Origin of the sequence: Pseudolabrys taiwanensis, assembly GCF_003367395.1 — a bacterium.
Lineage (GTDB): Bacteria > Pseudomonadota > Alphaproteobacteria > Rhizobiales > Xanthobacteraceae > Pseudolabrys > Pseudolabrys taiwanensis.
The window spans coordinates 195,980-216,265 of record NZ_CP031417.1; the positions used below are offsets into that span (position 1 = coordinate 195,980).

At 64.7% G+C, this 20,286-nt stretch carries 26 protein-coding genes; 11 read left to right on the forward strand and 15 right to left on the reverse strand.

What is annotated here, in order from left to right:
- Nucleotides 1-138 precede the first annotated feature (138 nt).
- Complete coding sequence (gene cckA, locus DW352_RS00895; RefSeq protein ID WP_425374646.1) at nucleotides 139-2,616, forward strand: cell cycle histidine kinase CckA; 2,478 nt, start codon at nucleotides 139-141, stop codon at nucleotides 2,614-2,616.
- Nucleotides 2,617-2,619: 3 nt separating this feature from the next.
- On the opposite strand, the gene DW352_RS00900 is transcribed toward cckA, so the two are convergent.
- Nucleotides 2,620-2,775, reverse strand: a complete 156-nt coding sequence (locus tag DW352_RS00900; protein ID WP_115694175.1) for a DUF3309 family protein — start codon at nucleotides 2,773-2,775, stop codon at nucleotides 2,620-2,622.
- Nucleotides 2,776-2,874: 99 nt separating this feature from the next.
- Nucleotides 2,875-3,141, reverse strand: coding sequence for a hypothetical protein (locus DW352_RS00905; RefSeq protein WP_162826695.1), 267 nt, complete (start codon nucleotides 3,139-3,141; stop codon nucleotides 2,875-2,877).
- Between the two features lie 202 nt (nucleotides 3,142-3,343).
- Between DW352_RS00905 and DW352_RS00910 the strand changes: the two genes are divergently transcribed.
- Nucleotides 3,344-4,327: a Tim44 domain-containing protein gene (locus DW352_RS00910; RefSeq protein ID WP_115687658.1), complete on the forward strand. Its 984-nt coding sequence runs from the start codon at nucleotides 3,344-3,346 to the stop codon at nucleotides 4,325-4,327.
- A gap of 61 nt (nucleotides 4,328-4,388) precedes the next feature.
- Here the strand turns inward: DW352_RS00910 and DW352_RS00915 are convergent, their stop codons facing one another.
- Nucleotides 4,389-4,679 (reverse strand): PilZ domain-containing protein, encoded by a 291-nt coding sequence (locus DW352_RS00915; RefSeq protein WP_115687660.1) that lies wholly within the window; start codon nucleotides 4,677-4,679, stop codon nucleotides 4,389-4,391.
- 312 nt (nucleotides 4,680-4,991) lie between these two features.
- On the opposite strand from DW352_RS00915, the gene DW352_RS00920 reads away from it, so the two are divergent.
- The 4 genes from DW352_RS00920 to DW352_RS00935 all read left to right on the forward strand — a co-directional run bounded on the left by DW352_RS00920 (nucleotide 4,992) and on the right by DW352_RS00935 (nucleotide 8,513).
- The gene (locus tag DW352_RS00920) at nucleotides 4,992-5,195 is read left to right on the forward strand and encodes a cold-shock protein (protein WP_115687662.1); all 204 of its coding nucleotides are present in this window, start codon (nucleotides 4,992-4,994) and stop codon (nucleotides 5,193-5,195) included.
- A gap of 307 nt (nucleotides 5,196-5,502) precedes the next feature.
- Complete coding sequence (locus tag DW352_RS00925) at nucleotides 5,503-6,162, forward strand: lectin (RefSeq protein WP_115687664.1); 660 nt, start codon at nucleotides 5,503-5,505, stop codon at nucleotides 6,160-6,162.
- A 196-nt stretch (nucleotides 6,163-6,358) separates the two neighbouring features.
- Entirely contained in the window at nucleotides 6,359-7,648 is a 1,290-nt protein-coding gene (locus DW352_RS00930) for a GGDEF domain-containing protein (RefSeq protein WP_115687666.1), read from the forward strand.
- Nucleotides 7,649-7,802: 154 nt separating this feature from the next.
- Entirely contained in the window at nucleotides 7,803-8,513 is a 711-nt protein-coding gene (locus DW352_RS00935; RefSeq protein ID WP_115687668.1) for a glutathione S-transferase, read from the forward strand.
- A gap of 143 nt (nucleotides 8,514-8,656) precedes the next feature.
- Here the strand turns inward: DW352_RS00935 and DW352_RS00940 are convergent, their stop codons facing one another.
- The 6 genes from DW352_RS00940 to DW352_RS00965 all read right to left on the reverse strand — a co-directional run bounded on the left by DW352_RS00940 (nucleotide 8,657) and on the right by DW352_RS00965 (nucleotide 13,507).
- Nucleotides 8,657-9,136, reverse strand: a complete 480-nt coding sequence (locus DW352_RS00940) for a cupin domain-containing protein (RefSeq protein ID WP_162826696.1) — start codon at nucleotides 9,134-9,136, stop codon at nucleotides 8,657-8,659.
- A gap of 4 nt (nucleotides 9,137-9,140) precedes the next feature.
- Nucleotides 9,141-10,061, reverse strand: a complete 921-nt coding sequence (locus DW352_RS00945; protein ID WP_115687672.1) for a DMT family transporter — start codon at nucleotides 10,059-10,061, stop codon at nucleotides 9,141-9,143.
- A gap of 60 nt (nucleotides 10,062-10,121) precedes the next feature.
- A complete protein-coding gene (locus DW352_RS00950; protein ID WP_115687674.1) occupies nucleotides 10,122-10,556 on the reverse strand; it encodes an SET domain-containing protein in 435 nt (144 codons plus the stop codon).
- A 5-nt stretch (nucleotides 10,557-10,561) separates the two neighbouring features.
- Entirely contained in the window at nucleotides 10,562-11,041 is a 480-nt protein-coding gene (locus tag DW352_RS00955) for an SET domain-containing protein (RefSeq protein WP_115687676.1), read from the reverse strand.
- 88 nt (nucleotides 11,042-11,129) lie between these two features.
- Nucleotides 11,130-12,575 (reverse strand): MFS transporter, encoded by a 1,446-nt coding sequence (locus DW352_RS00960; protein ID WP_115687678.1) that lies wholly within the window; start codon nucleotides 12,573-12,575, stop codon nucleotides 11,130-11,132.
- Entirely contained in the window at nucleotides 12,572-13,507 is a 936-nt protein-coding gene (locus DW352_RS00965; protein ID WP_115687680.1) for a lactate/malate family dehydrogenase, read from the reverse strand. Before DW352_RS00965 ends, DW352_RS00960 begins: the two co-directional genes overlap by 4 nt.
- Nucleotides 13,508-13,585: 78 nt before the next feature.
- On the opposite strand from DW352_RS00965, the gene DW352_RS00970 reads away from it, so the two are divergent.
- The 3 genes from DW352_RS00970 to DW352_RS00980 all read left to right on the forward strand — a co-directional run bounded on the left by DW352_RS00970 (nucleotide 13,586) and on the right by DW352_RS00980 (nucleotide 15,391).
- On the forward strand, nucleotides 13,586-14,530 hold the full coding sequence (locus tag DW352_RS00970) for a DUF5996 family protein (RefSeq protein ID WP_115694176.1): 945 nt from the start codon (nucleotides 13,586-13,588) through the stop codon (nucleotides 14,528-14,530).
- A gap of 73 nt (nucleotides 14,531-14,603) precedes the next feature.
- Nucleotides 14,604-14,936: a hypothetical protein gene (locus DW352_RS00975; RefSeq protein ID WP_115687682.1), complete on the forward strand. Its 333-nt coding sequence runs from the start codon at nucleotides 14,604-14,606 to the stop codon at nucleotides 14,934-14,936.
- 71 nt (nucleotides 14,937-15,007) lie between these two features.
- Nucleotides 15,008-15,391, forward strand: a complete 384-nt coding sequence (locus DW352_RS00980) for a hypothetical protein (protein ID WP_115687684.1) — start codon at nucleotides 15,008-15,010, stop codon at nucleotides 15,389-15,391.
- Between the two features lie 3 nt (nucleotides 15,392-15,394).
- On the opposite strand, the gene DW352_RS27550 is transcribed toward DW352_RS00980, so the two are convergent.
- From DW352_RS27550 to DW352_RS01000, 5 genes are all read right to left on the reverse strand, one after another.
- Entirely contained in the window at nucleotides 15,395-15,958 is a 564-nt protein-coding gene (locus tag DW352_RS27550; protein ID WP_115687686.1) for a septal ring lytic transglycosylase RlpA family protein, read from the reverse strand.
- Between the two features lie 212 nt (nucleotides 15,959-16,170).
- Entirely contained in the window at nucleotides 16,171-16,644 is a 474-nt protein-coding gene (locus DW352_RS00990) for a DUF1360 domain-containing protein (RefSeq protein ID WP_115687688.1), read from the reverse strand.
- A gap of 21 nt (nucleotides 16,645-16,665) precedes the next feature.
- On the reverse strand, nucleotides 16,666-16,914 hold the full coding sequence (locus DW352_RS00995) for a DUF3551 domain-containing protein (RefSeq protein WP_115687690.1): 249 nt from the start codon (nucleotides 16,912-16,914) through the stop codon (nucleotides 16,666-16,668).
- Between the two features lie 2 nt (nucleotides 16,915-16,916).
- Nucleotides 16,917-17,063: a hypothetical protein gene (locus DW352_RS26575; RefSeq protein ID WP_162826697.1), complete on the reverse strand. Its 147-nt coding sequence runs from the start codon at nucleotides 17,061-17,063 to the stop codon at nucleotides 16,917-16,919.
- 541 nt (nucleotides 17,064-17,604) lie between these two features.
- Nucleotides 17,605-18,132 carry a glycine zipper family protein gene (locus DW352_RS01000; RefSeq protein WP_115687692.1) on the reverse strand — a complete coding sequence of 176 codons (528 nt, stop codon included), beginning with the start codon at nucleotides 18,130-18,132 and terminating at the stop codon, nucleotides 17,605-17,607.
- A 321-nt stretch (nucleotides 18,133-18,453) separates the two neighbouring features.
- Here DW352_RS01000 and DW352_RS01005 point away from each other — a divergent pair, with 321 nt between their 5' ends.
- Together DW352_RS01005 and DW352_RS01010 are read left to right on the forward strand one after the other, a co-directional pair.
- Nucleotides 18,454-18,777 carry a helix-turn-helix domain-containing protein gene (locus tag DW352_RS01005; protein WP_115687694.1) on the forward strand — a complete coding sequence of 108 codons (324 nt, stop codon included), beginning with the start codon at nucleotides 18,454-18,456 and terminating at the stop codon, nucleotides 18,775-18,777.
- 77 nt (nucleotides 18,778-18,854) lie between these two features.
- Entirely contained in the window at nucleotides 18,855-19,148 is a 294-nt protein-coding gene (locus tag DW352_RS01010; protein ID WP_115687696.1) for a helix-turn-helix domain-containing protein, read from the forward strand.
- A gap of 229 nt (nucleotides 19,149-19,377) precedes the next feature.
- Here DW352_RS01010 and DW352_RS26580 read toward each other — a convergent pair whose 3' ends face one another.
- Nucleotides 19,378-20,232: a hypothetical protein gene (locus DW352_RS26580; RefSeq protein WP_162826698.1), complete on the reverse strand. Its 855-nt coding sequence runs from the start codon at nucleotides 20,230-20,232 to the stop codon at nucleotides 19,378-19,380.
- Nucleotides 20,233-20,286 lie beyond the last annotated feature (54 nt).

The window sequence follows — 20,286 nt, forward strand, 5'->3', positions numbered from 1 at the left end:
GGTGAGACAAGGGTCAAAATGACGGACCAGGAACGAGCAGCGCGGACGGCGGCGCCGGAAGACGAGGCGCATAGCCCGGAGGCCGGGCGTCCGGCCTTCGACAAGAGCCAGAGCGCGCCGCGCTCGGGTTCGGTCGGCATGGTGCTGCTGGTCGCGGTCCTGCTGGTCGGCGCGGCCGCGGGCCTCGTCTATATTGGGCGAGCCTATGCCGACGCCTACATCCTGACGCTGCTCGCGCTCCTCGGCACCATCGGCGTCTTTGCACTGTTCGCGCTGGCCTCGGGCATCGTGCGTTTCGCCGGGCGCGATCAGGGCAATCCGCTCCTGAAAGCGGTGGTGGACAGCGCCTTCGAAGGCATCGTCGTCACCGATCAAAGCGGCCGCGTTTTTTATGCCAATGCCGTCTACCTCGACCTGATCGGTGCCGCCGACACCAACGACGTGCGCCCGATCGAGCGCGTCTTTGTGGGGGACCCGGGCGTATCCGAAGCGATCTATCGGCTGCTCAAGGCGGGCCGCGAAGGCCGCCGTTTGCAGGAGGAGGTGCGCATTCCGTCGCCTGCGGGCGCGCCGGCGCGCTGGCTGCGCATGCGCGTGCGGCCGCTCGGTCCCGGCAAGCGCGACGCGCGCATGACGGTGTGGTCGATCGCCGACGTGACACGCGAACGCGAGCGGCAGGAAAACGTCTTCCAGGAACTGCAGCACGCGATCGACTATCTCGACCACGCGCCGGCCGGCTTCTTCTCGGTCGATGGCGACGGCGACGTCGTCTACCTGAACGCGACGCTCGCGACCTGGCTCGATCAGGATCTCGCGGAAGTGGGGCTCGGCTCGCTCAAGCTCACAGACATCGTTGCCGGCGAGGGCGCGGCGCTGCTCACGACGCTGCCGCCGGCGCCGGGCGAGGTGAAGACCGAGGTGCTCGATCTCGACCTGCGCGCACGCGGCGGCCGGCCGGTGCCGGCGCGGCTGTTCCATAAGGTGGCCTATGGCGCCGATGGTCGGCCGGGGCCGTCGCGCACCTTGGTGCTCAACCGCGCCATCGACGAAGGCCACGATCCGCAGCGGGCGGCGGAAGTGCGCTTCATGCGCTTCTTCCAGAACACGCCGATGGCCATCGCCACCGTCGACAAAGCGGGCCGTATCGTGCGCTCGAACGCGCGCTTCGCCTCGGCCTTCGAGGCCGCGCTCAAGGGCGATCTGCGGTCGATCCTGGCGGTGGTCAACGAACGCGACCGGCCGGCGCTCGAAGCCGCGATCCGCAAGGCGGCGGAAGGGCAGGGCGAGATCGCGCCGGTCGAGGCGGCGTTGGTCGGCAGCGGCGAGCGCTATGCCAATTTCTTCGTCTCCGCCGTCGAGGAAAAGGAGCGCGACAGCGAGGCGGCGATCGTCTACGCGCTCGAAACCACGGCGCAGCGCACGCTCGAGAACCGCATCAATCAGCAGCAGAAGATGGACTCGGTCGGCCAGCTCGCCGGCGGCATCGCGCACGATTTCAACAACGTGCTGTCGGCGATCATGATGGCGACCGACTTCCTGCTCAACGCGCATCGTCCGACGGACCCGTCCTTCAAGGACATCATGTCCATCAAGCAGAACGCCAACCGCGCGGCCGCGCTTGTGCGGCAGTTGCTGGCATTCTCGCGCAAGCAGACGCTGCGGCCGCAAGTGCTGGATCTGCGCGAGGTCCTGAGCGACATCGGCATGCTGTTGAAGCGATTGATCGGCGAGAAGGTGCAGCTCGAGGTGACCCCCGGCCGCGATCTCTGGCCGGTGAAGGTCGACATCTCGCAGTTCGAGCAGGTGATCGTGAACCTTGCGGTTAATGCGCGCGACGCCATGCCCGACGGCGGCAAGCTCTCGGTGCGCACCGCGAATGTCGAAGCCAAGGATGCCGGCCGCCTTGGTGCCAAAGGCATGCCGAACGGCGACTATGTGATGGTGGAGGTCAGCGACACCGGCACCGGCATTCCGCCGGAGATCATCGAGAAGATCTTCGAGCCGTTCTTCACCACCAAGGAAGTCGGCAAGGGCACCGGTCTCGGCCTGTCCACCGTTTACGGCATCGTCAAACAGACGGGCGGCTTCATCTATGCCGATAGCGAGCCGGGCCGTACCTCGTTCCGTATCTTCTTGCCGCGCCACGTGCCCGGCGCCGAAGAGCTCGCGCCGCCGGCCGCGGAAGCGCCGGCCATTGCCGGCGCCACCGCGGCGGTGGAGAGCGTCAAGGCGGCCGCGGCGGATCTGACCGGCCACGGCAAGATCCTGCTGGTCGAAGACGAAGAAGGTTTGCGCGCGCTCAACGCACGCGGCCTCGCGTCACGCGGCTACACGGTGGTCGAAGCGAGCAATGGTGTGGAAGCCATCGAGGCGATGGAGCGCGAAGGCCCGGTCGATCTCGTCGTCTCGGACGTGGTGATGCCGGAGATGGACGGACCGTCGCTGCTGAAAGAGCTTCGCCGGCGCGACCCGAAGGTGAAGATCATCTTCGTATCGGGTTACGCCGAAGAAGCCTTTGCCAAGAACCTGCCGAGCCAGGAGCAGTATGCGTTCCTGGCCAAGCCCTTCACGCTCAAGCAGCTCGTCGCCGAGGTGAAGCAGACGCTGGCGGGCTGACGGCTAGACGCGTCCCGTCAACGCCAGCACCAAGACAACAATCAGCAGAATGCCGACGATGCCGGACGGGCCATAACCCCAGCCGCTGGAATAGCCCCAGCGCGGAACGGCGCCAATCAGCATCAGGATCAGAAGAATAATAAGAATAGTGCCCAACATGTCGTGCCCCATCGGTTGCGCGGCATGGACATCGCCGCGTCCTACATACGTTCCAAGCGTTGCGAGGCAATAACGGCTGGCCTTCCCGCAAGTTCCTGCTCAGTGACAGGATTGCGCCAGCTTCACCTTGTCGAAGATCTGCAGACGACAGGGAAAAATGCGTCCGGCGGTGACCGGACGCTGCGGCGCCTGGAAGTAGTCGGACTCCAGCATGGCGCCGGCCGGGCCGGTCGCCATCGATGTCTCGTCGGTCGAATGGGTCAGGCGTACCGGCTCGGTAGGCGTCGGAGTCGCTCGAGCGGTCGCCGCGCCCAGAGCGGGCGCGCTCAGGATCAGCAAGGCAACTGCGGCGTGGCGCACTGTCATGATCATCGCCCCTGCGTACTGCGGTATGCTTGAGCAATCGCTAAGTGGCGGGCGCAGTTCCTGCCGCGGACATGACATTCCCGTGGCGTCAAGACGGCGTTTTTCGGCCGCGACTCGGGGACGCAGGCGACCGTCCGACCCTTACAAATCGCGGGGCGCGCACATATTCTCTTCGCGCCAATCTTGGCCGGGAGACCAGACCATGACTCGCCACCGCTTCGTGATTGCGATTGCCGCGATTGCGACCGCGCTTGTTGTCGCCGCCGCCGATTATGCCGATGCGCGCGCGGGCCGCGGATCGTCCGCTGGCAGCCGCGGTATGCGCACCTATTCGACTCCCGCGCCGACGCAGACGGCGCCCTCGACCGCAGCGCCGATGCAGCGTTCGATGACGCAGCCGGGCCGGACCGGCACCGCCGGCGCGGCGACGGCGGCGCGCCCCGGTCTGTTCGGGGGCATGTTCGGCGGTGGTCTGCTCGGCGGTCTCGCCGCGGGCTTCCTCGGCGCCGGCCTGTTCGGCCTGTTGTTCGGTCACGGCCTGTTCGGCGGCATGGCGGGCTTTGCCTCCATCATCGGCCTGCTGCTGCAGGTCGTGCTCGTCGTCATCGTCGCGCGGCTGCTGTTCGCGTGGTGGCAGCGCCGCAACGCGCCGGCTTATGCGAGCGGCGCGCCGTCGCCGGGGGCCGCGCCGGGCGGTCCGACCACGCATGCCTATACGGGGCTCGGCAGTGGTCTCGGTGCCGGACTTGGCGGTGGCATGTTCGGCGGCAACAAACCGGCTGACGAACCGCTCTCCATCGAGAAGGAAGACTATGACGCCTTCGAGCGTCTGCTCGGTGACGTGCAGGCGGCTTACTCGGCGGAGGACCTGAACGCATTGCGGCGACTGGTGACGCCGGAGATGCTCTCTTACTTCTCCGAGGATCTTGCGGACAATGCCAGCCGCGGCGTCGTCAATCAGGTCAGCGACGTGAAGCTGCTGCAGGGCGATCTCGCCGAAGCGTGGCGCGAAGGCAGCACGGAGTACGCGACCGTCGCCATGCGCTTTGCGCTCACCGACCGTATGGTCGAGCGGGCCAGCGGCCGCACCGTCGAAGGCGGCAGCCCGAGCGAAGCCACAGAGTTGTGGACGTTCATGCGCTCGCGCGGAGGTGAATGGCTCCTGTCGGCCATCCAGCAGGCTTGATCAGCGGTCTTTGGATCTGCGGAAACGACACGGCGGCGTCCATGCGGGCGCCGCCGTTTGCTTAGAGTGGGGCCAACGCGGCGCGTTCACCGCTCGCGAGCCGTCCCGCAAAACGCACGCCGACCTGCTTTGGGGTGCGCCAAACGACTCTGCAATTTCGCCGTGCCGAACCGTTGCTGGCCAGCCACAGGGCGAATTCGTTCGGCAGCGTCGCGGAATTCTCGACATCGATCCGCGCGCCGGTATTGGAAATGTCCGATAGCGCACAACCGCGCAATTCGCCCGGCGCCAGTGCGAGCCACGCCGCGTAACGAACCGAGCGGCGTGGAGATTTTCGTTGGTCTTTACGCATCGTGCAATTGTTAGGGGCAGTGCAGCGTTGAACGATTCACGGCCTGTTAAGGCTTGCCTCGGCGGTGGCGGGACTATATGAGGGGTGCTGTTACCAATTCATAAAATTGTATTTCTGTCTCTCGATACCGCCTCCCGTTGACCAAGTTAAGAATTCCGTTTATTTGCCGAACTGCAACCTGGTTTTCGGCCTCACCTTGCTGCCACGCTCCAGTCTTGGACTGCGCCTCAAGTGACCCCCCAAAACTGATTGTTGCCGCCCCTGCTACGGTTGTGGGGTCGTTCAACGAGAGACGCGTGAAAGGAACTATTGATGCCCGTCGGAACTGTGAAGTTCTTCAACACTCAAAAAGGCTATGGCTTCATTCAGCCGGACGACGGCTCGAAGGATGTGTTCGTGCACATCACGGCCGTTGAGCGCGCTGGCATGCGCTCGCTGGTCGAAGGCCAGAAGATCAGCTACGACATCGTGACTGAGCGCGGCAAGCAGGCTGCTGGCAATCTGCAGTCGGCCTGAGGTCTTTAGAACTTCGCTGAATGCTCGAGCCCGGCGGCGACGCCGGGCTTTTTATTTGCGCGCCGCTGCGCGGGCGGCGCGGCGTCGGACCGCGCCGTGAAACATATCGCCATGCAGGAAGCCGAAGGCGGGCAGCACGTGTCCTGCCTCGAGCCCGTCGGCGACGAGCAGTAAGCCGTTCGCCCGGTATGTCCCCGCCTGCGCCAATTGACGCACTTGTCACGTCGCGGGAATAGGCGGGCGTGTTGCAGTGTTGGCTCCTCCTTAGGGCAGGCGATCCAGCTGTGCCGAGCAGGGAGGTACTTCCATGAGAGTTCTTCGCAACGCTGCACCACTCGCGGCCTGTCTGTCGCTGCTGGGCGCCGCGCCGGCATTGGCGCAGCAGTCGACCATGACGTTCTTCGTGACGAGCGTGGGCATCGGGAAAGGGGCCGATCTCGGCGGTCTCGCCGGCGCCGACGCCCATTGTCAGCAACTCGCCCAGGCGGCCGGCGCGGGCGGCAAGACCTGGCGCGCCTACCTGTCGACGCAAGGCAGCGGCGCGGTGAACGCCAAGGATCGTATCGGCAAAGGGCCCTGGACCAATGCCAAGGGCGTGGTGGTCGCCAAGGACGTTGCCGAGCTTCACGGCGAAAACAACCTGACCAAACAGACGGCGCTGTCGGAGAAGGGCGACGTCATCAACGGCCGCGGCGACACGCCTAACCGCCATGACATCCTGACCGGCTCGCAGGCCGATGGCACCGCCTTCAGCGGTTCTGACGATCGTACCTGCCGGAACTGGACCTCGAGCACCCAAGGGGCGGCGATGCTAGGCCACGCCGACCGCCGCGGCCTGCAGGACGACGCGCCCTCGAAGTCGTGGAACTCTTCGCATCCATCGCGCGGGCCGGAGGGCGGTTGCAGTCAGGCCGATCTGCGCTCCACGGGCGGGGATGGCTTGCTCTATTGTTTTGCCGCCAACTAAAGTTCCACGAGACTGAGCGTCGCCGGCGATGCGGTATGGCCGTGTGCCTATTCGCCGGCGTCCTCACAATTGCAGCGAATCGGTCGTCCCCCGGCTAGATTCCTGCTACGACTTGTTAGCCGTTTTCACGGCACAGTATCGTTGAATCCGGGTTGGGGCCTGGTTTCGCCCGGGGGGGCGCGAGCCAATCACTGCAATGGCTGAGATCCAGAACGTCGTTCTGCTCGGGGTAGACGCGATCGTGTACTTCGTCGCGTTGGCTGCGTTGCTGCGCGCGCGCGGCCGCATCGGCCTTGGCGCGTTCTTTTGCGCGCTCGGCGTGATGCACTTCCTCGAGACCTATCTCGCCAGCATCCTCTATGTCTCGCTGCCTTACGGCATCATCACGTCGCCGGGCTCGACCGTGCTGTTCACCGGCAAGCTGATGATGTTGCTGTTGCTCTACATCCGCGAGGACGCGGTGGTGGTGCGCCAGCCGATCTATGGCTTGCTGTTCGGCAACGTGCTGCTGTTCGTGCTCGCCTTCATCATGCGCCAGCACGTGCCGGTGTCGATCGCGCCGAGCCGGGCCGCCGACTTCGCCTTCCTCAATGAGATGGGCGCGCTGATGGTCTGGGGAACGGCGATCCTGTTCTTCGATTGCATCATCATCATTCTGCTCTACGAGCGCTCGCGCGCCTGGTTCGGCGACCGCGTGTTTCCGCGGGTGTTCGTCTGCGGCGTGATGGTGTTGACCTTCGACCAGCTCGCCTTCTTCACCGGCTTGCACATGCTGACCGGCGCGGGCGTGCACGTGCTCGCCGGTGGATGGGCGGCGAAGATGGGCGCCGTCGCGCTCTACAGCGTGCTCGCCAGCATTTATCTGATCTATTTCGAGCGGCCGATCGGGCGACGCAGAGACGCGCCGAAGATCTGGGACATCTTCGATACGCTGACCTATCGCGAGCGCTACGAAGACCTCCTGGCGCGCACCGGTTGCGACGCCCTGACCGGCGCGCTCGACCGCCATTCGCTCGAAGCGCACGGCCGCCGGTCCGTTGAGCATGCCGCCGCTGCTGGACGGCCGTTGGCGCTGGTGCTCGTCGACATCGACCACTTCAAGGCCTTCAACGACCGGTTCGGACATGCGGCGGGCGACAAGGCGCTCAAGCGCATCGCGCTCGACATCATGGCCGCGGCGCGCGTGTCCGATTTCACCTATCGCTTCGGCGGCGAGGAGTTCGTCGTCATCGGCGACGGCGTGAATGCCGAGGACGCGCTGTCGCTCGCCGACCGCATCCGGCGGCGCATCGCCGGCAGCGGTGATGCGGAAGGGCGCCTCACCGTTAGCATCGGTGTTTCAACGTGCCCGCGCGACGCGACCGACTACGACACGTTGTTCGAGATTGCGGACAAACGCCTTTATCAAGCCAAAGCCGCCGGCCGAAATCGTATCGTCGGCGAACGCATTCTGCCCGCCGATGGCTCGGTGCGCCTGGTGGGGTGAAGACTTCACGCGCACGTCGTCGCCGAAAGGCAAAGCGATCGCTGCGGATTCCCTCCTTGCCGTTCGCGAGGGGGCGGGAACGCGTTCGCGGTGCTGGACGTAGATAGTCCTGAGGCGTGTTTGCGCTGCCGCGCCGCTAAAGGAGGCTGAATTCATGCGTTATCAGTTGTTCTACTGGGCTGAGATCCAAGGGCGCGGCGAGTTCGTGCGCCTGGCGCTCGAAGACGCCGGCGCGGACTACGAGGACGTCGCCCGCAAGCGTGGCGGCACGGAGCGCATGATGGCCATCATGGGCGGCGCGCGCGAGAAGCGCCCGCCTTTCGCGCCGCCGTTCCTGCGCGCCGGCAAACTGACCATCGCGCAGGTGGCCGAGATCCTGTTCTACCTCGGGCCCAAGCTGAAACTGGCGCCGCGCGACGAGGCCGGACGGCTATGGCTGCATCAGTTGCAACTGACCGTCACGGATTTCATCAAAGAGGTGCACGACACGCATCATCCGGTCGGCACGGGTCTCTATTACGAAGACCAGAAGCCGGAGGCCAAGCGCTATGCGCAAGGCTTCTTGGAGGAGCGCGCGCCGAAATATCTCGGCTACTTCGAGCGCGTGCTCAAGAAGAGCGGCGGGCCGTGGCTGCTCGGGCGCAAGGCGACCTATATCGACCTGTCGATGTTCCAACTCGTCGAGGGGATGCGTTACGCGTTCCCGAAAGGCATGAAGCGCATCGAGCGCGATATTCCCGGTCTTGTCGGCGTGCGCGGCCGCGTTGCGGCGCGGCCGGGCATCAAGGCTTACCTTGCGTCCGACCGCCGCATCCCATTCAACGAGAGCGGGATATTCCGGTATTATCCGGAGTTGGATCGCTGACGCTTCTATCCCTCCCCTGAAAGGGGAGGGTCGATCGCGCGTTTGCGCGATCGGGGTGGGGTTGCTTCACAATCGTATTCAGTCCCCGCCCGGCTCGCTTCGCTCGCCACTTCCCGCGCAAGCGGGGGAGGGCTGACGGAGCGTCAGCCTTGCGCGTTGAGCGTCTTGCCGCCGGCGCTGACGGGCTTGGCCGACACCAGCGTGAAGGCGATGACGCAGGGCTCGCTGCCGTTGTTGATCCAATTGTGCACCGTGCCGCGCTGGACCATGACGTCACCGGCCTTGAGCCGCACGGTTTCGTCGTCGAGCACCATGTCGATCTCGCCGGCCATCACCACGGCGTAGTCGATCGAGTCGGTGCGATGGTTGCGCGGCGCGACGCCCGGGCCGAAGCTGACCACGCGGAACACGGTGCCGCCTGGGATGGTGGTGCCGATCTTCTTGTCGGACGGATCGTCGCTGCCGTCGTTGTCGACCGGAAAGCCTTCGCTTGACCAGATCACGGTCGCGATCGCGCCCCGGCGCGTTTCGGCGGCATTGGTCACGGTCTCGTCGATGAGTACCTTGGCTTTGCCTTGCGCATCATGTCCCGTCACCACACGGCGCAGCTTCGTCACGTCCATCGTCTCACTCCTTTGCTTCAACTGACTTCGTCTTCCTGGCGCTTTCGTGCCAGAGCAGGAACAGGCCGGAGCCCGCCACCACGGCCGAGCCGGCGAGCAGGCCGAGCGTCGGCACATCGCCCCAGAAGGCGAAGCCGAGCAGCATCGCCCAGACCAGCGAGAAGTAATAGAACGGACCGACGGCCGCCGGCGGCGCCATGGTCAGCGCGCGGGTCCACCAATATTGGCCGATGGCGTTGAGCACGCCGTTGACGAGCAGCGCGCCGAGGTCCGCGTGGCTCGGCCACACGAAGCCGAAGATGGGCAGCGAGAGCGCGAAGAAGGCCGTGAGGAAGACCATCTGATACATGGTCAGCGTTTCGGCCGACTCGGTCTTGGTCATGCCGCGCACGGCCGCGGTGACGCTGCCATAGAGCACGGCATTGGTGACGGCAAACAGCGCGCCGAGACGGAAGCTGTCGGCGCCGGGCGCCGCGACGAGCAGCACGCCGACGAAACCCACCAGCAAAGCCAGGCCGCGCACCAGGCCGACCTTCTCCTTCAGCCAGAGCGCCGCGAACAAAGTGGCGAACAGCGGCGCGGAGAAGTTGATCGCCACCGCGCCGCCGAGCGGCATCATGCCGAAGGCGATGACGATGCAGGACTGCGCGATGGTCTGCGTGACGCTGCGGCCGGCATGATCGCGCAGCCGCGCGGTGCGGAAGGTTGAAAGGCCGGTGCGCGGCAGGATGATGAGCGCGCAGGTGATGAGCGAGGCGAAGGAGCGGAAGAACAGCACCTCGGCGAACGAATAATCCGCGACCTGCGCTTTCGACAGCGCGCTCGAGAGCGCGAACATCACCGTCGCGCCGAGCATGAAGACGATGCCGAGCGGGATGCGGTCGATGCGGGTCGGATGCGGCTGGTCGAGGCTGTCGGATGTCACGGTGGGCGCGCGGCCTATGCAATGCCGCCAGCATGGTGCGGCAAGCCGCGCGCAGCAAGTCTATTTCGTCGCCTGTGCCCGCGGCTTGCGCGCGCGTGGTTTGCAGGTCGCGCAGAGGCAGCCGGTCTTGCCGAAATAGAGATCGATATAATCTTCGCCGTAGTCGATCGTGATCTCGTCGCCGGGCACGATCGCTTTCACGGCGCGAAACATCATCCGGCCGCGGATCAGTTCGGCCTCGGTGTTCGGGTCGCAGGCATGGTTGACGTAGCGCGCGAGGTTCCGCCGCGACGAGCCGTCGATGGTCCAGCGGCCGTTGATCTCGAACAGATACTTGTTGGCCCGCCGCTTCTCGATCTCTTGCGCGAGCTTCGTGGGGATACGGCGGCCTTTGTATTCGATGACGAGCGCGCGCTTGCCGATGGGCGCGGTGGCGAAGAGGCCGAGGCCCGTCCGAGCGCGGCCGACCCGATAGGGTTTTGCGGCCTTGCCCATGCCCGTCAGGCGGCCTTGCGCCGTTTCTTGGCCGCCGCGCGCACTTCTTTGCGCTTACGCACGGCGCGGAGCTCGCGGGCCCGCTTGGCCTTGCGGCGCAGGCAGCGCGAGCACTTGCAGTTCGACTTGCCGATGACGTTCTTGAGGTAGTCGTTGCCGTAGTGGAAGGTCAGTTCCTCGCCCGGCTTGATGTTGCGCAGGGTGTAGAAAAAGACGCGTCCGCTGCGGATCGTGCAATCGATGTTCGGATTGCAGGAGTGGTTGAAATAGCGCGCGATATTGCTGCGCGCCTTGCCGTCGATGGTCCAACGGCTGTTGACCTCGAACAGATAGCGGTTGCCGCGGGCTTCCGCCTTCAGCGCATCCTTCACGTTGAGCCGTGGGCCTTTGTATTCGGCCACGCGCTTGCGCTTCTTGATCGCTCGTATTGCAAACAGGCCGAGACCGGTGCGTGCGCGGCCGAGGCGGAAAGGTCGTGGTGCCATGGATTATTGACGTTTCATTACCGGCAAGGGGGCGCAAATGCCAGATAGAAGCGGCAACGTCAATGAAAACAGGGGATAAATGGTCAAGTTACCGCTCGCGGGCCGATAACGGCTCGGCGATCTTCTCCAAGGGCTGCCTTTCGGCGGCGATGCCGAACACCAGTTCGATGATCGCGGCGGCGAGCATCAACACGGCGGCGGCGAGATAGCCGTAGAACACGGCCCAGGGCGAGCCGGTGCCGATCAAGGTGCCGAACAGCCACGGGGCGATGATGCCGCCGGCGCCCGTGCCCAGCGAGAAGAAGAAGGCGATGGCCAGAGCGCGGGTTTCCAGCGGAAATATCTCGCTGACGGTGAGATAGGCCGAACTTGCCGCCGGCGAGGCGATGAAGAAGATGAGCGTCCACAGGGCGGTCTGGGTGACGACCGTCAGATGTCCCTGTGCGAACAAGAGCCCCGTGACGATCAGAATGGCGGCTGAGAAGGCATAGGTCGCCGCGATCATCTGCTTGCGGCCGATCGTGTCGAAGAAATGGCCGAGCACCATGACGCCGAGGAAGTTGCCGAGTGCGAAGGGCAGGAGATAGAGCCCGGTCGTGCTCGCCGGCACCTTGTAGAATTGGGTGAGCACCAGGGCATAGGTGAAGAAGATCGCATTGTAGAGAAAGGCCTGCGCCACCATGAGCGAAAAACCGACCAAAGCGCGGCGCCAGTAGCGTCCGAACATGGTGCGGATGATGATGCCAAAGCCGAAGGACTGGCGTGGATGGACCGTGATGGCGTCCGCCGGGTCGACTTTGGGGATTCTCGCATCCGTCTCCGAATCGACCAGCGCCTCGATATCGGTCACGCCGGCTTCCGCCTCGCGGGTATAGCCGTGTGTGACCAGCCAACGCGGGCTTTCCGGCACGAAGCGCCGCACCGCCAGGATAACCAATCCGAGCAAGGCGCCGACGCCGAAGCCGACACGCCAGCCGACATCGACCGAGAACAGTGCAGGATCGAGGAAGATCAAAGTGGCGCCGGAACCGAGCGCCGCGCCGAGCCAGTATGAACCGTTGATATAGATGTCGACGCGGCCGCGCACGCGGGCCGGGATCATCTCGTCGATGGCCGAATTGATCGCCGCGTATTCGCCGCCGATGCCGGCACCGGTGATGAAACGGAAGATGATGAAGCTCGTCAGGTCCCAGGAGAAGGCAGTGAGAAAAGCGCCGGTGAGATAGGTGACGAGCGTGATGAAGAAGAACAGGCGGCGGCCATAGCGGTCGGTCAGATAGCCGAACACCAGCGAGCCGATCACCGCGCCGGCCAGATAGCACGAGGCGATGAGGCCGATCTCGCTCGGCCTCAGCCCGAGCGTTCCCGGGTCCTGGAGCACGCCCGACATCGCGCCTTTAAGCGTAACTTCCAGCCCGTCGAGGATCCAGGTGATGCCGAGCGCGACGACCACCCAGGTATGAAAACGGGTCCAGGGCAGGCGATCGAGCCGCGCCGGGATCAGGGTGCGGATGGTGTCGCCCTGTGACGTCATCGTTGAACCCGGGCGAGGGCCTGGCGCAGGCTCTCGGCGCTCTTTTCGAGGCCTTCGCGCTCCGTTGCCGACAACTCCGGAGCAAGCACAGCCTCGATGCCGCCGCGGCCGACCACGGACGGCAGCGACAGCGTGACGCCGTATGGCTTCTGCAGGCTGCCGACGGGGATCGTGGCGCGTTCGTCGTTGAGGATCATCTCGGTGATGCGGGCCGAGACGATGCCGATGCCGTATTGGCTGGCGTCGTGGCCCTCGATGATGGTGATGTTGGCATAGCGCACGTCTTTTTCGAGTTGGGCGTGCATTGCCGCTGCGTCCTCGCCGCGGTCCTTGAGCAGCTTTGCCACCGGCACGCCGCCGACGCGCGCGGCAGACCAGACGAAGACCTGCGAGGTGCCGTGGTCGCCGATGACCATGGCGTCGACCTCCGCCGGGCTGACGCCGAAATGGCTGGCGAGGTGGATGCGGAAACGTTGGCTGTCGAGAAAGGTGCCGGCGCTCATCACCTTGCCGTGGCCGGCGGCCTCGCGTGCGACGTCCGCCAGCGGATCGGGCGGGTCGGTCACCGTCAGCAGCACCGCATGCGGCGCCGCCTCGACGATGCGCGGCACGATGTCGCGATAGATCGCCGCGTTCTTGTCGAGCAGCTTGAGGCGGCCCTCCTTGTCGTTCCGATCAGTGGCGCCGCCGGTCTTCTCGTTGATGCCGGAGGTGATCATCACCACGCCGCAGCCGGCGAGATCGCCATAATCGCCGTCGCGGATATCGACGCGAGGCCCGAGCGGCGTGCCGTAGCGGATATCGGTCGCGACAGCCTGCGCGGTCTTGCGCGTGCGGTTGACCAGCACGATCTCTCGCGCACTGCCGCGCGTCGCGGCGGCCAGGGCACAGGCGCAGCCGACATTGCCGGCGCCGATGATTCCGAGTTTCATGGAGAGGCTCCTGGATCCGCGATGATGGAAAACCCGTAAAAGGCGGCGGTGTTCCCGCCGTTCGAGAAGGACGATCGAATGACAACCGCCGACCGCTGGCCCGCCCTAGACTACAACGCCTGGAAAGACACGCGCGAGACGCTGCATCTGTGGACGCAGGTTGTCGGCAAGGTGCGCCTCGCGCTGACGCCGTGGATCAATCACTCGTGGCACGTGACGCTCTATGTGACGGCGCGCGGTTTGACCACCGGGCCGATGCCGTGCGGTGTGCGCGAGACGCAGATCGATTTCGATTTCATCGATCACGTGCTGTGGCTGCGCACGAGCGACGGCCACTTCCGACAGATTATGCTCAAGCCCATGCCGGTCGCCGAATTCTACGGTGAGGTGATGGCCGCGCTGTCGGCGCTCGGCGTTTCGGTGCGCATCAACACGATGCCGAACGAAATCCCTGGTGCGGTGCCGTTCGAGCAGGACACGACGCACAGCGCTTACGATCCCGACTATGCCTATCGCTTCTGGCGGGCGCTGGCCTCGAGCCATGCGGTGTTCGAGCTTTTCCGCACGGCCTTCCTCGGCAAAGTGAGCCCGGTGCATTTCTTCTGGGGCTCGTTCGACCTTGCGGTCACGCGCTTCTCGGGCCGCAAGGCGCCGGCGCATCCGGGCGGCGTGCCGAACCTGCCGGACAATGTCGCGCGCGAGGCCTATTCGCACGAAGTGTCGAGCGCCGGCTTCTGGCCCGGCAGTCCGGGGCCGGTCGAATATCCGGCGTTCTACTCTTATGCCTATCCGGCGCCGGAAGGCTTCGGCGCCGCCAAGGTGCGGCCGGCCGAGGCGTTCTTCTCCAAGGACCTCGGCGAATTCCTGTTGCCTTACGATGCCGTGCGCAAGGCCGCCGATCCGGAAGCGACGCTGCTCGCCTTCCTGCAATCGACCTATGAGGCCGCGGCCGATCTCGGCCATTGGGACCGTGCGTCGCTCGATTGTGGGTTGGGGGCGCCGAAAAAAGTGCGTCCGATTTGACGATGGTCATGAACCTTTCGGTTCCACGGTGCGACCAAGGGGCATTGTAACGCTACTCGTAAGGGGGCTTTCCATGCTGACCAAAATTGTCGCCGGCGCCGTGCTCGCCGGCTCCGTTCTCGCTGCGCTGCCGGCGTCGGCCGAGACTTTGTTCAAGATCGTCACGGTCAAGGACGACATCATCGTCGGCCTCAACGACGCCGAGCTGAAGGAATTCGGCGGCGACGCGGGCGGCATCGCCAAGGCGATCGCGGCCAAGGGCTCGGTGACCTTGTGGCAGTATAGCGTGGCGCAGAAGGACGGCGAACGCGTGGTCGCGCCGCGGCTCAAGACCGGCGTGCTGGCCAATTCGTCACTGCGCGTCGAGCCTTATACGCAGCCGTTCAAGGTGCTGCCGCACGAATGACCGAACTGTCGGCCCGGGTGCGGTTGTGCGCGACCCGGGACGCATATCGACAGATCTCAGGGGAGACAGCCATGACTTGCAGCGTCGCGCGCGCCGTTGTGACGGTGCTTGCTTTGTCCGCCTCGCTCGCCGCCGCCCGCGCGGAAGACGCGCCGGCGCGGCTCAAGCCCGAGCCCGGCGTCACCAGCCAGTCGCCGTGCCTGTCGGAGAATTCCGGCTGGACACGCAACGGCCGCCGCATCGCCTTCACCATCGCGCTCGGCAACAAATGCGACGCGCGCATCCGTTGCCGCGTCTTCGCTTACGTGACGTCGGCCAAGGGCGCGCGGCAAGGCGAGGGCGTGCTCACCTTGCGGCCGGGTTCGCCCGGCCAGGAAACGAAGAACAGCTGGTCGATGCGCGTGCCGATGGCCGGCGGTTCGGCGCAGACGGCGCGCGAATGCCGGGCGCTCTGACGCTCACATCGCCGCGGCGGTGACTTGCGGCGCCGACGGCTGCGGCGTGCGGTTGACGAGCTCGACCTTCACCTTGGCGAGGCCGCGGTCGTAGAAGCCGAGCAGCTTGGCGCTCTGCGCCGACAGATCGATGAGACGATTGCCGGTGAAGGGCCCGCGGTCGTTCACGCGCACGAACAGCGAGCGGTTGTTGGCGAGGTTCGTCACCTTCACCGTGCATTGCAGCGGCAGCGTGCGATGCGCGGCCGTGAGCGAATGCATGTTGAAGGTCTCGCCGTTCGCGGTGCGCCGGCCGTGGAAGTCCGCGCCGTACCACGACGCGAGGCCGACCGCGCTGTAGCTGCCGCTCGCGACGAACGCCGGCTTCTGCGCCGCCGACGTTTGACGCTTGGCCGGCCTGGCCGGCGCGTCGCCCGGCTGATCGTTGCTGGCGACATCCGGCTGTTGCGGTGTCGCGCGCTGAGCGACGTTGTTGCCCGCGCAATTGGCGAGCGCAAAGCAGGCTGCGGCAACGGCCGCCATGGACACAAGACGCGATACGCGAACCGAACGACTGAGCTTGTTCATGTCACGCGAGCCCCAGTAGCCCCCCGGGTCCCGCTGGCGACGCTAGGGGCGCCGTTGACTCGCGTGGTGGTACGACGTGGGGGATGCGGGCGGTTTGCCGTGAGGTGTGACTTGGAAGCGACAGCGCGCCGGCGCCGACGGTATTGCTTGCGTGCGTGTGAGCGCCGCGCGCATGCGCCTGCATATCGTTTGATTCAAATGCGCGCGGCCGATCATGAACTTTGCGCCGCGAGCGCTTTCGACACCAGCTGCAGCAGCGAGCCGATGCCGGCGACGGCAAGGACGACGACGGCGAAGCGGCCCCACACGCCGAGGAAATAGACCGTCACCACGATCAGCCCGGACCACATGCCCGTGCACCAGATGCAGTTCATGAACTCGCACATGAGCCGGCGCCAACCGCGCGCGGCGGTCTTCAGCCGGCCGCCGTCGCGGTCCATGAAGGCGGCGCGCACCATCTCGAAGATCTTGTCGTAGGTGAGCAGATGCACGACGCGAAACGCGCCGAAGGCGAGCAAGGTCAGATCGAGGAAGGTGAGCGCGGCCGGATCGAACGTGCCGTAGCGGCCGATCAGAAACACCGCAAGCGCGCACAGCGCCGCGAACACGACGAGCGCGATCACGCTCCAGAAGTGCTGCTCGTCGCGGATTTCGGCATCATGCACGCGCGCCGTCGTGTCAGACATGGCCGGGCCCCGGTCGCGTCATCATCGGCGGAGGCTCCGGTGATAGAGGCTCCAGTTCGGGTTGATGAGGCAGGCGCGATCGTGCGGCGCATAGGCCTCGCAGATCGCCCGCGTCGGATAGCGGCAGTCCCAGGCGACGTCGACGAAGACGGCCTGCGCCGTGCACCAGCGCGCCTCGGTGACGGCGAGGGCCGGTTCGACCAGGACCGTGCGCGCCTCGGCGGCGCTTGCGGCGGCGAGCACGGCGGCGAGGGCGAACAGGGCGCGCATGGCTACTTGTCCTGCTTCTTGTTCTTTTCCTGCTCGATCACTTTTTCCTTGGGCAGCGGCTGCTGCGACGGGTCCTGACTGGTCTGGCCCGGCTTCTTCCACGGCTCGTGGGTGGCGGAACTGGATTTGTCGTCTGCTTTGTCGGTCATCGGGAGGTCCTCGCGTTGCGGGAACCCAACGTGCGGTTCGGAGGTCCGTTCCCCGGCGGTGCCCGGGGATGCGGCGAGCGAGCGCTAAAGCTCCGCCGCCCGTGTTCTTTGGCAGGCGCCGGGTACGCCTTCAGTCCCTTGCATTCCCTTGCCCCCGCCACACGCGAGGGGACGGCGCGCCGAGCGGCGCGACGGTCTTCGTCTCTGAGCCGCGCTCCGCTTTTGGCGAAACGCGGGCGCCTCTCGGCGCGCCGTGGCGGCGTCTTCCAACGGCGGGCCGCGCTTTCAACGGAGGCCCATCGCAAGCGGCGTGGGTCCTCGGTGTCAGCCGGCTCCCGGCGGGGGGTCTTAGTGCCCCCGGGCGGTGACCGCCGCCGCTCGAGCGCGGAAGGATGCGTTACGTCCTCCGCCCGCGAGCGCCGCGTCCCACCCCGTCCTCGTAACGCCTCGCGACGACGCCCTTCGGTGGATGAGACCGGAGGATTATGGTCTCAGCCGCCGAAAGGTCAATAGTCCTAGCTAAGAAAAAAGGGGCCTCGCCTTACCAGCCGTAATAGCGCCGGCCATAATAGGGGCGCTCGACATAGACCGGCGCCGGCTCCTGAACCACCACGGTTGCCGGCGGCGGTGGCAGTACGTTGCCCTTGGCCGTCATGCATTGCGCGTAGACGGTGTCGTAGCGCTGCTGGATCGAGCCGCCGGTGGCGGCGGCGCGGTTCGAGCCGACGACCGCGCCGGCGGCAAGGCCGGTGCCCGCGCCGATGGCCGCGCCCGCGCCGACATTGCCCGACAGCGAGCCGATGGCGGCGCCGCCGAGCGCGCCGAGCGCCGTGCCGATGACGGCGCTTTGCGCCGCCTGCTGGTTCGCCTCCTCGCCGGGCGAGCGATAGCCGACCGCGGCCTGCGCCGACGACTGGCAATACTGATCGTCGCGCTGGAAGGCCGCGTAGGACTTGCCCCTGCCGGGCATGACCGACACCTGCGGCTCCGCCGGGCCGGTGGATGCGCAGCCGGCGAGGCCGAGGCAGAGCAGGCCGAACACGGCGACGTGAGACGTTTTCAGAATCATCTCGGCAATTCCTCCGTTGAGGCGGTGGATTTAACAGGGGAGCGCGGGGAGCGGAAATTAAAAAGGCGGGACGGCGCGGACGTTTGGATCGGTCGTGCCCGAGAAGCAACACGGTCCGAGCGGCCGTTCCATGGTCAGCTTGACGCACACCTGACGGTTGCGGACGATAAGGAAACGGTCTTTACGTGTATATAATTATACGTATATTTGCATGGCCGCTTCGGCAGTCGAAGCACGGATCGCGACGCCGAAGCAGGAGATCGACCTGATCCGCCAGCGTCTGACAGACGCGGCGCGCGATCACAGGCAAAGGCAGAACTGATGGCGAAGCGAACGAAACCTCAGATCGGTCGTGGCAACGTCTTTGCCGCTCTTGGGCTGCCGAACCCGGGGCAGGAGCTGTTGAAGGCGCAGCTCACATTGCAAATCTACAAGATCATCAAGGACCGCAAGCTGACGCAGGCGCAGGCGGGTGAAGTGCTCGGCATCAAGCAGCCGCATGTCTCGGCGCTGATGCGCAACCGCGCGGGCACGTTCTCGGTCGGGCGGCTGATGGCGTTCTTGACCGCGCTCGGCCAGGACGTGCGCATCACCGTGAAGCCGGCGAAGAAGCGGCAAGGCGAGATGGAAGTGGTGATGGGGTGAATAGCAAAATGCGCTGGACGTCGAAGTCCTGGACAGCGCGAATTGGAACTGGCGCGGCAGCGGGCGAAGGAGGTGCCATGATCAAATTCAGCACGTTGCACAAGAAGTGGATGAAAGACCCGGAGTATCGCAAGGAATACGATGCGCTGGAGGAGGAGTTTGCATTGATCGAGGCGCGTGCGCGCGCGGGCCTGAGCCAAGCCGAACTCGCCAAGCGCATGAAGACGACGCAAAGCGTGATCGCGCGGCTGGAGAGCGGACGGACGAAGCCTTCGACACGCACGTTGCAACGTTTCGCGGCCGCGACCGGGCACCGGCTGAAGATCAGCTTCGAGCCGGTGGAGAAGAGCAGGAAGAGGGTGGGGAAGTAGCGTGGGTAGGGCGCGTTAGCGCAGCGTAACGCGCCGACGAGTGTAATGGCGGATTACGCTTCGCTAATCCGCCCTACGGGCTGACGCTTTAAGGCAAAGCCTTTCCCGCTGTCATTGCCGGGCTTGACCCGGCAATCCATGAGGCCACGCCGCATATTCGGCCGTACGTTTGTTCACGTGGCGCTTCATCATGGATGCCCGGGTCAGGCCCGGGCATGACGCTTTTCTCCTATTGGCTCGGCGGAAGTTTTGAAAATATCTTACGCCAATTTGCTTTCTTCCGCTTGAAGCCTTTAAGCCAAGGTTCGTAGTCCGCTTCATTGGGCAATAACCCAGTTGTTGCCACGGGCGTCCAGTCTGCTTGCTCCGGCGACAGCCCATTGAGCCAGTACCGCCATCGATAACGCTTGCTTATCTTTTTCGCGTATCGATGCAAGTCATCGGAAAATATGCGAGCAAAGAAAATACAGTCATCTGTCTTGGCAAATAGAGCTGCAACATTCGTTTTAAATCGCTCGTCGATTACGCCGTCCTGCGTTCGCAGCCCTAGAAGCATTTGTAGTTTTGCATCGCTAGTTTTATCTGATGTCTGAAATTCTTCGACTAATCGGTTTCGGCCTTCAATCACCAATCGCAATACGTCGACGGAGTCGGCCAGCTCGGTTACGGCGGCAAGTCCGCGCCCGCGAATTGCGACTCTATCAAGTATCATTTTTTCTAAAGCGTCTATTGGTGTTTTGATTGGGGATAGGCTTCTCAGCTCTGCCGCGTAGGAGAAGGCAACACGAGCTCCTCCTGTTGCTCGACTTTTTCTGTAGCTCTCATAATTGTTTTTTAGCTGCTCATACTCGTCGTAAATTGGCTTCACATACTGTCTCTTAAGTGCGAGATGGCTGTTCGCGATTTGAATTGCGAGCATATCGGCGGCGGCAATTGCATTAAGCTCTGTCACTATCGCTTTTTTTGTTTGTGCTCGGCTGGCAAGCCACGCGCCGGCAAATGTGCCAAAAGCGGATGCGATTAGCGTTCGGAAAAGATTTGCATCAAGAAATGTGATGGCTGTTTTTAGTTCTTGCAGGTCCATTCGGCTCCCCAAGGCCTTGATTGTTTGTCTAGTGATATCGCTCTAAGTTTAGCC

Excerpts from the sequence above, each read along its gene's own strand:
- DW352_RS01010 (WP_115687696.1), top strand. The coding sequence starts at position 18,855 with ATGATCAAATTCAGCACGTTGCACAAGAAGTGGATGAAAGACCCGGAG.
- DW352_RS00960 (WP_115687678.1), bottom strand. The coding sequence starts at position 12,575 with ATGACGTCACAGGGCGACACCATCCGCACCCTGATCCCGGCGCGGCTC.
- DW352_RS26575 (WP_162826697.1), bottom strand. The coding sequence starts at position 17,063 with ATGACCGACAAAGCAGACGACAAATCCAGTTCCGCCACCCACGAGCCG.
- DW352_RS00905 (WP_162826695.1), bottom strand. The coding sequence starts at position 3,141 with ATGACAGTGCGCCACGCCGCAGTTGCCTTGCTGATCCTGAGCGCGCCC.
- DW352_RS00930 (WP_115687666.1), top strand. The coding sequence starts at position 6,359 with ATGGCTGAGATCCAGAACGTCGTTCTGCTCGGGGTAGACGCGATCGTG.
- DW352_RS00910 (WP_115687658.1), top strand. The coding sequence starts at position 3,344 with ATGACTCGCCACCGCTTCGTGATTGCGATTGCCGCGATTGCGACCGCG.
- DW352_RS00975 (WP_115687682.1), top strand. The coding sequence starts at position 14,604 with ATGCTGACCAAAATTGTCGCCGGCGCCGTGCTCGCCGGCTCCGTTCTC.
- DW352_RS00940 (WP_162826696.1), bottom strand. The coding sequence starts at position 9,136 with ATGGACGTGACGAAGCTGCGCCGTGTGGTGACGGGACATGATGCGCAA.
- DW352_RS00935 (WP_115687668.1), top strand. The coding sequence starts at position 7,803 with ATGCGTTATCAGTTGTTCTACTGGGCTGAGATCCAAGGGCGCGGCGAG.
- DW352_RS00980 (WP_115687684.1), top strand. The coding sequence starts at position 15,008 with ATGACTTGCAGCGTCGCGCGCGCCGTTGTGACGGTGCTTGCTTTGTCC.
- DW352_RS00990 (WP_115687688.1), bottom strand. The coding sequence starts at position 16,644 with ATGTCTGACACGACGGCGCGCGTGCATGATGCCGAAATCCGCGACGAG.
- DW352_RS00995 (WP_115687690.1), bottom strand. The coding sequence starts at position 16,914 with ATGCGCGCCCTGTTCGCCCTCGCCGCCGTGCTCGCCGCCGCAAGCGCC.
- DW352_RS00965 (WP_115687680.1), bottom strand. The coding sequence starts at position 13,507 with ATGAAACTCGGAATCATCGGCGCCGGCAATGTCGGCTGCGCCTGTGCC.
- DW352_RS00950 (WP_115687674.1), bottom strand. The coding sequence starts at position 10,556 with ATGGGCAAGGCCGCAAAACCCTATCGGGTCGGCCGCGCTCGGACGGGC.
- cckA (WP_425374646.1), top strand. The coding sequence starts at position 139 with ATGGTGCTGCTGGTCGCGGTCCTGCTGGTCGGCGCGGCCGCGGGCCTC.
- DW352_RS01000 (WP_115687692.1), bottom strand. The coding sequence starts at position 18,132 with ATGATTCTGAAAACGTCTCACGTCGCCGTGTTCGGCCTGCTCTGCCTC.
- DW352_RS00920 (WP_115687662.1), top strand. The coding sequence starts at position 4,992 with ATGCCCGTCGGAACTGTGAAGTTCTTCAACACTCAAAAAGGCTATGGC.
- DW352_RS00900 (WP_115694175.1), bottom strand. The coding sequence starts at position 2,775 with ATGTTGGGCACTATTCTTATTATTCTTCTGATCCTGATGCTGATTGGC.
- DW352_RS26580 (WP_162826698.1), bottom strand. The coding sequence starts at position 20,232 with ATGGACCTGCAAGAACTAAAAACAGCCATCACATTTCTTGATGCAAAT.
- DW352_RS00925 (WP_115687664.1), top strand. The coding sequence starts at position 5,503 with ATGAGAGTTCTTCGCAACGCTGCACCACTCGCGGCCTGTCTGTCGCTG.
- DW352_RS00955 (WP_115687676.1), bottom strand. The coding sequence starts at position 11,041 with ATGGCACCACGACCTTTCCGCCTCGGCCGCGCACGCACCGGTCTCGGC.
- DW352_RS01005 (WP_115687694.1), top strand. The coding sequence starts at position 18,454 with ATGGCGAAGCGAACGAAACCTCAGATCGGTCGTGGCAACGTCTTTGCC.
- DW352_RS00915 (WP_115687660.1), bottom strand. The coding sequence starts at position 4,679 with ATGCGTAAAGACCAACGAAAATCTCCACGCCGCTCGGTTCGTTACGCG.
- DW352_RS00970 (WP_115694176.1), top strand. The coding sequence starts at position 13,586 with ATGACAACCGCCGACCGCTGGCCCGCCCTAGACTACAACGCCTGGAAA.
- DW352_RS27550 (WP_115687686.1), bottom strand. The coding sequence starts at position 15,958 with ATGAACAAGCTCAGTCGTTCGGTTCGCGTATCGCGTCTTGTGTCCATG.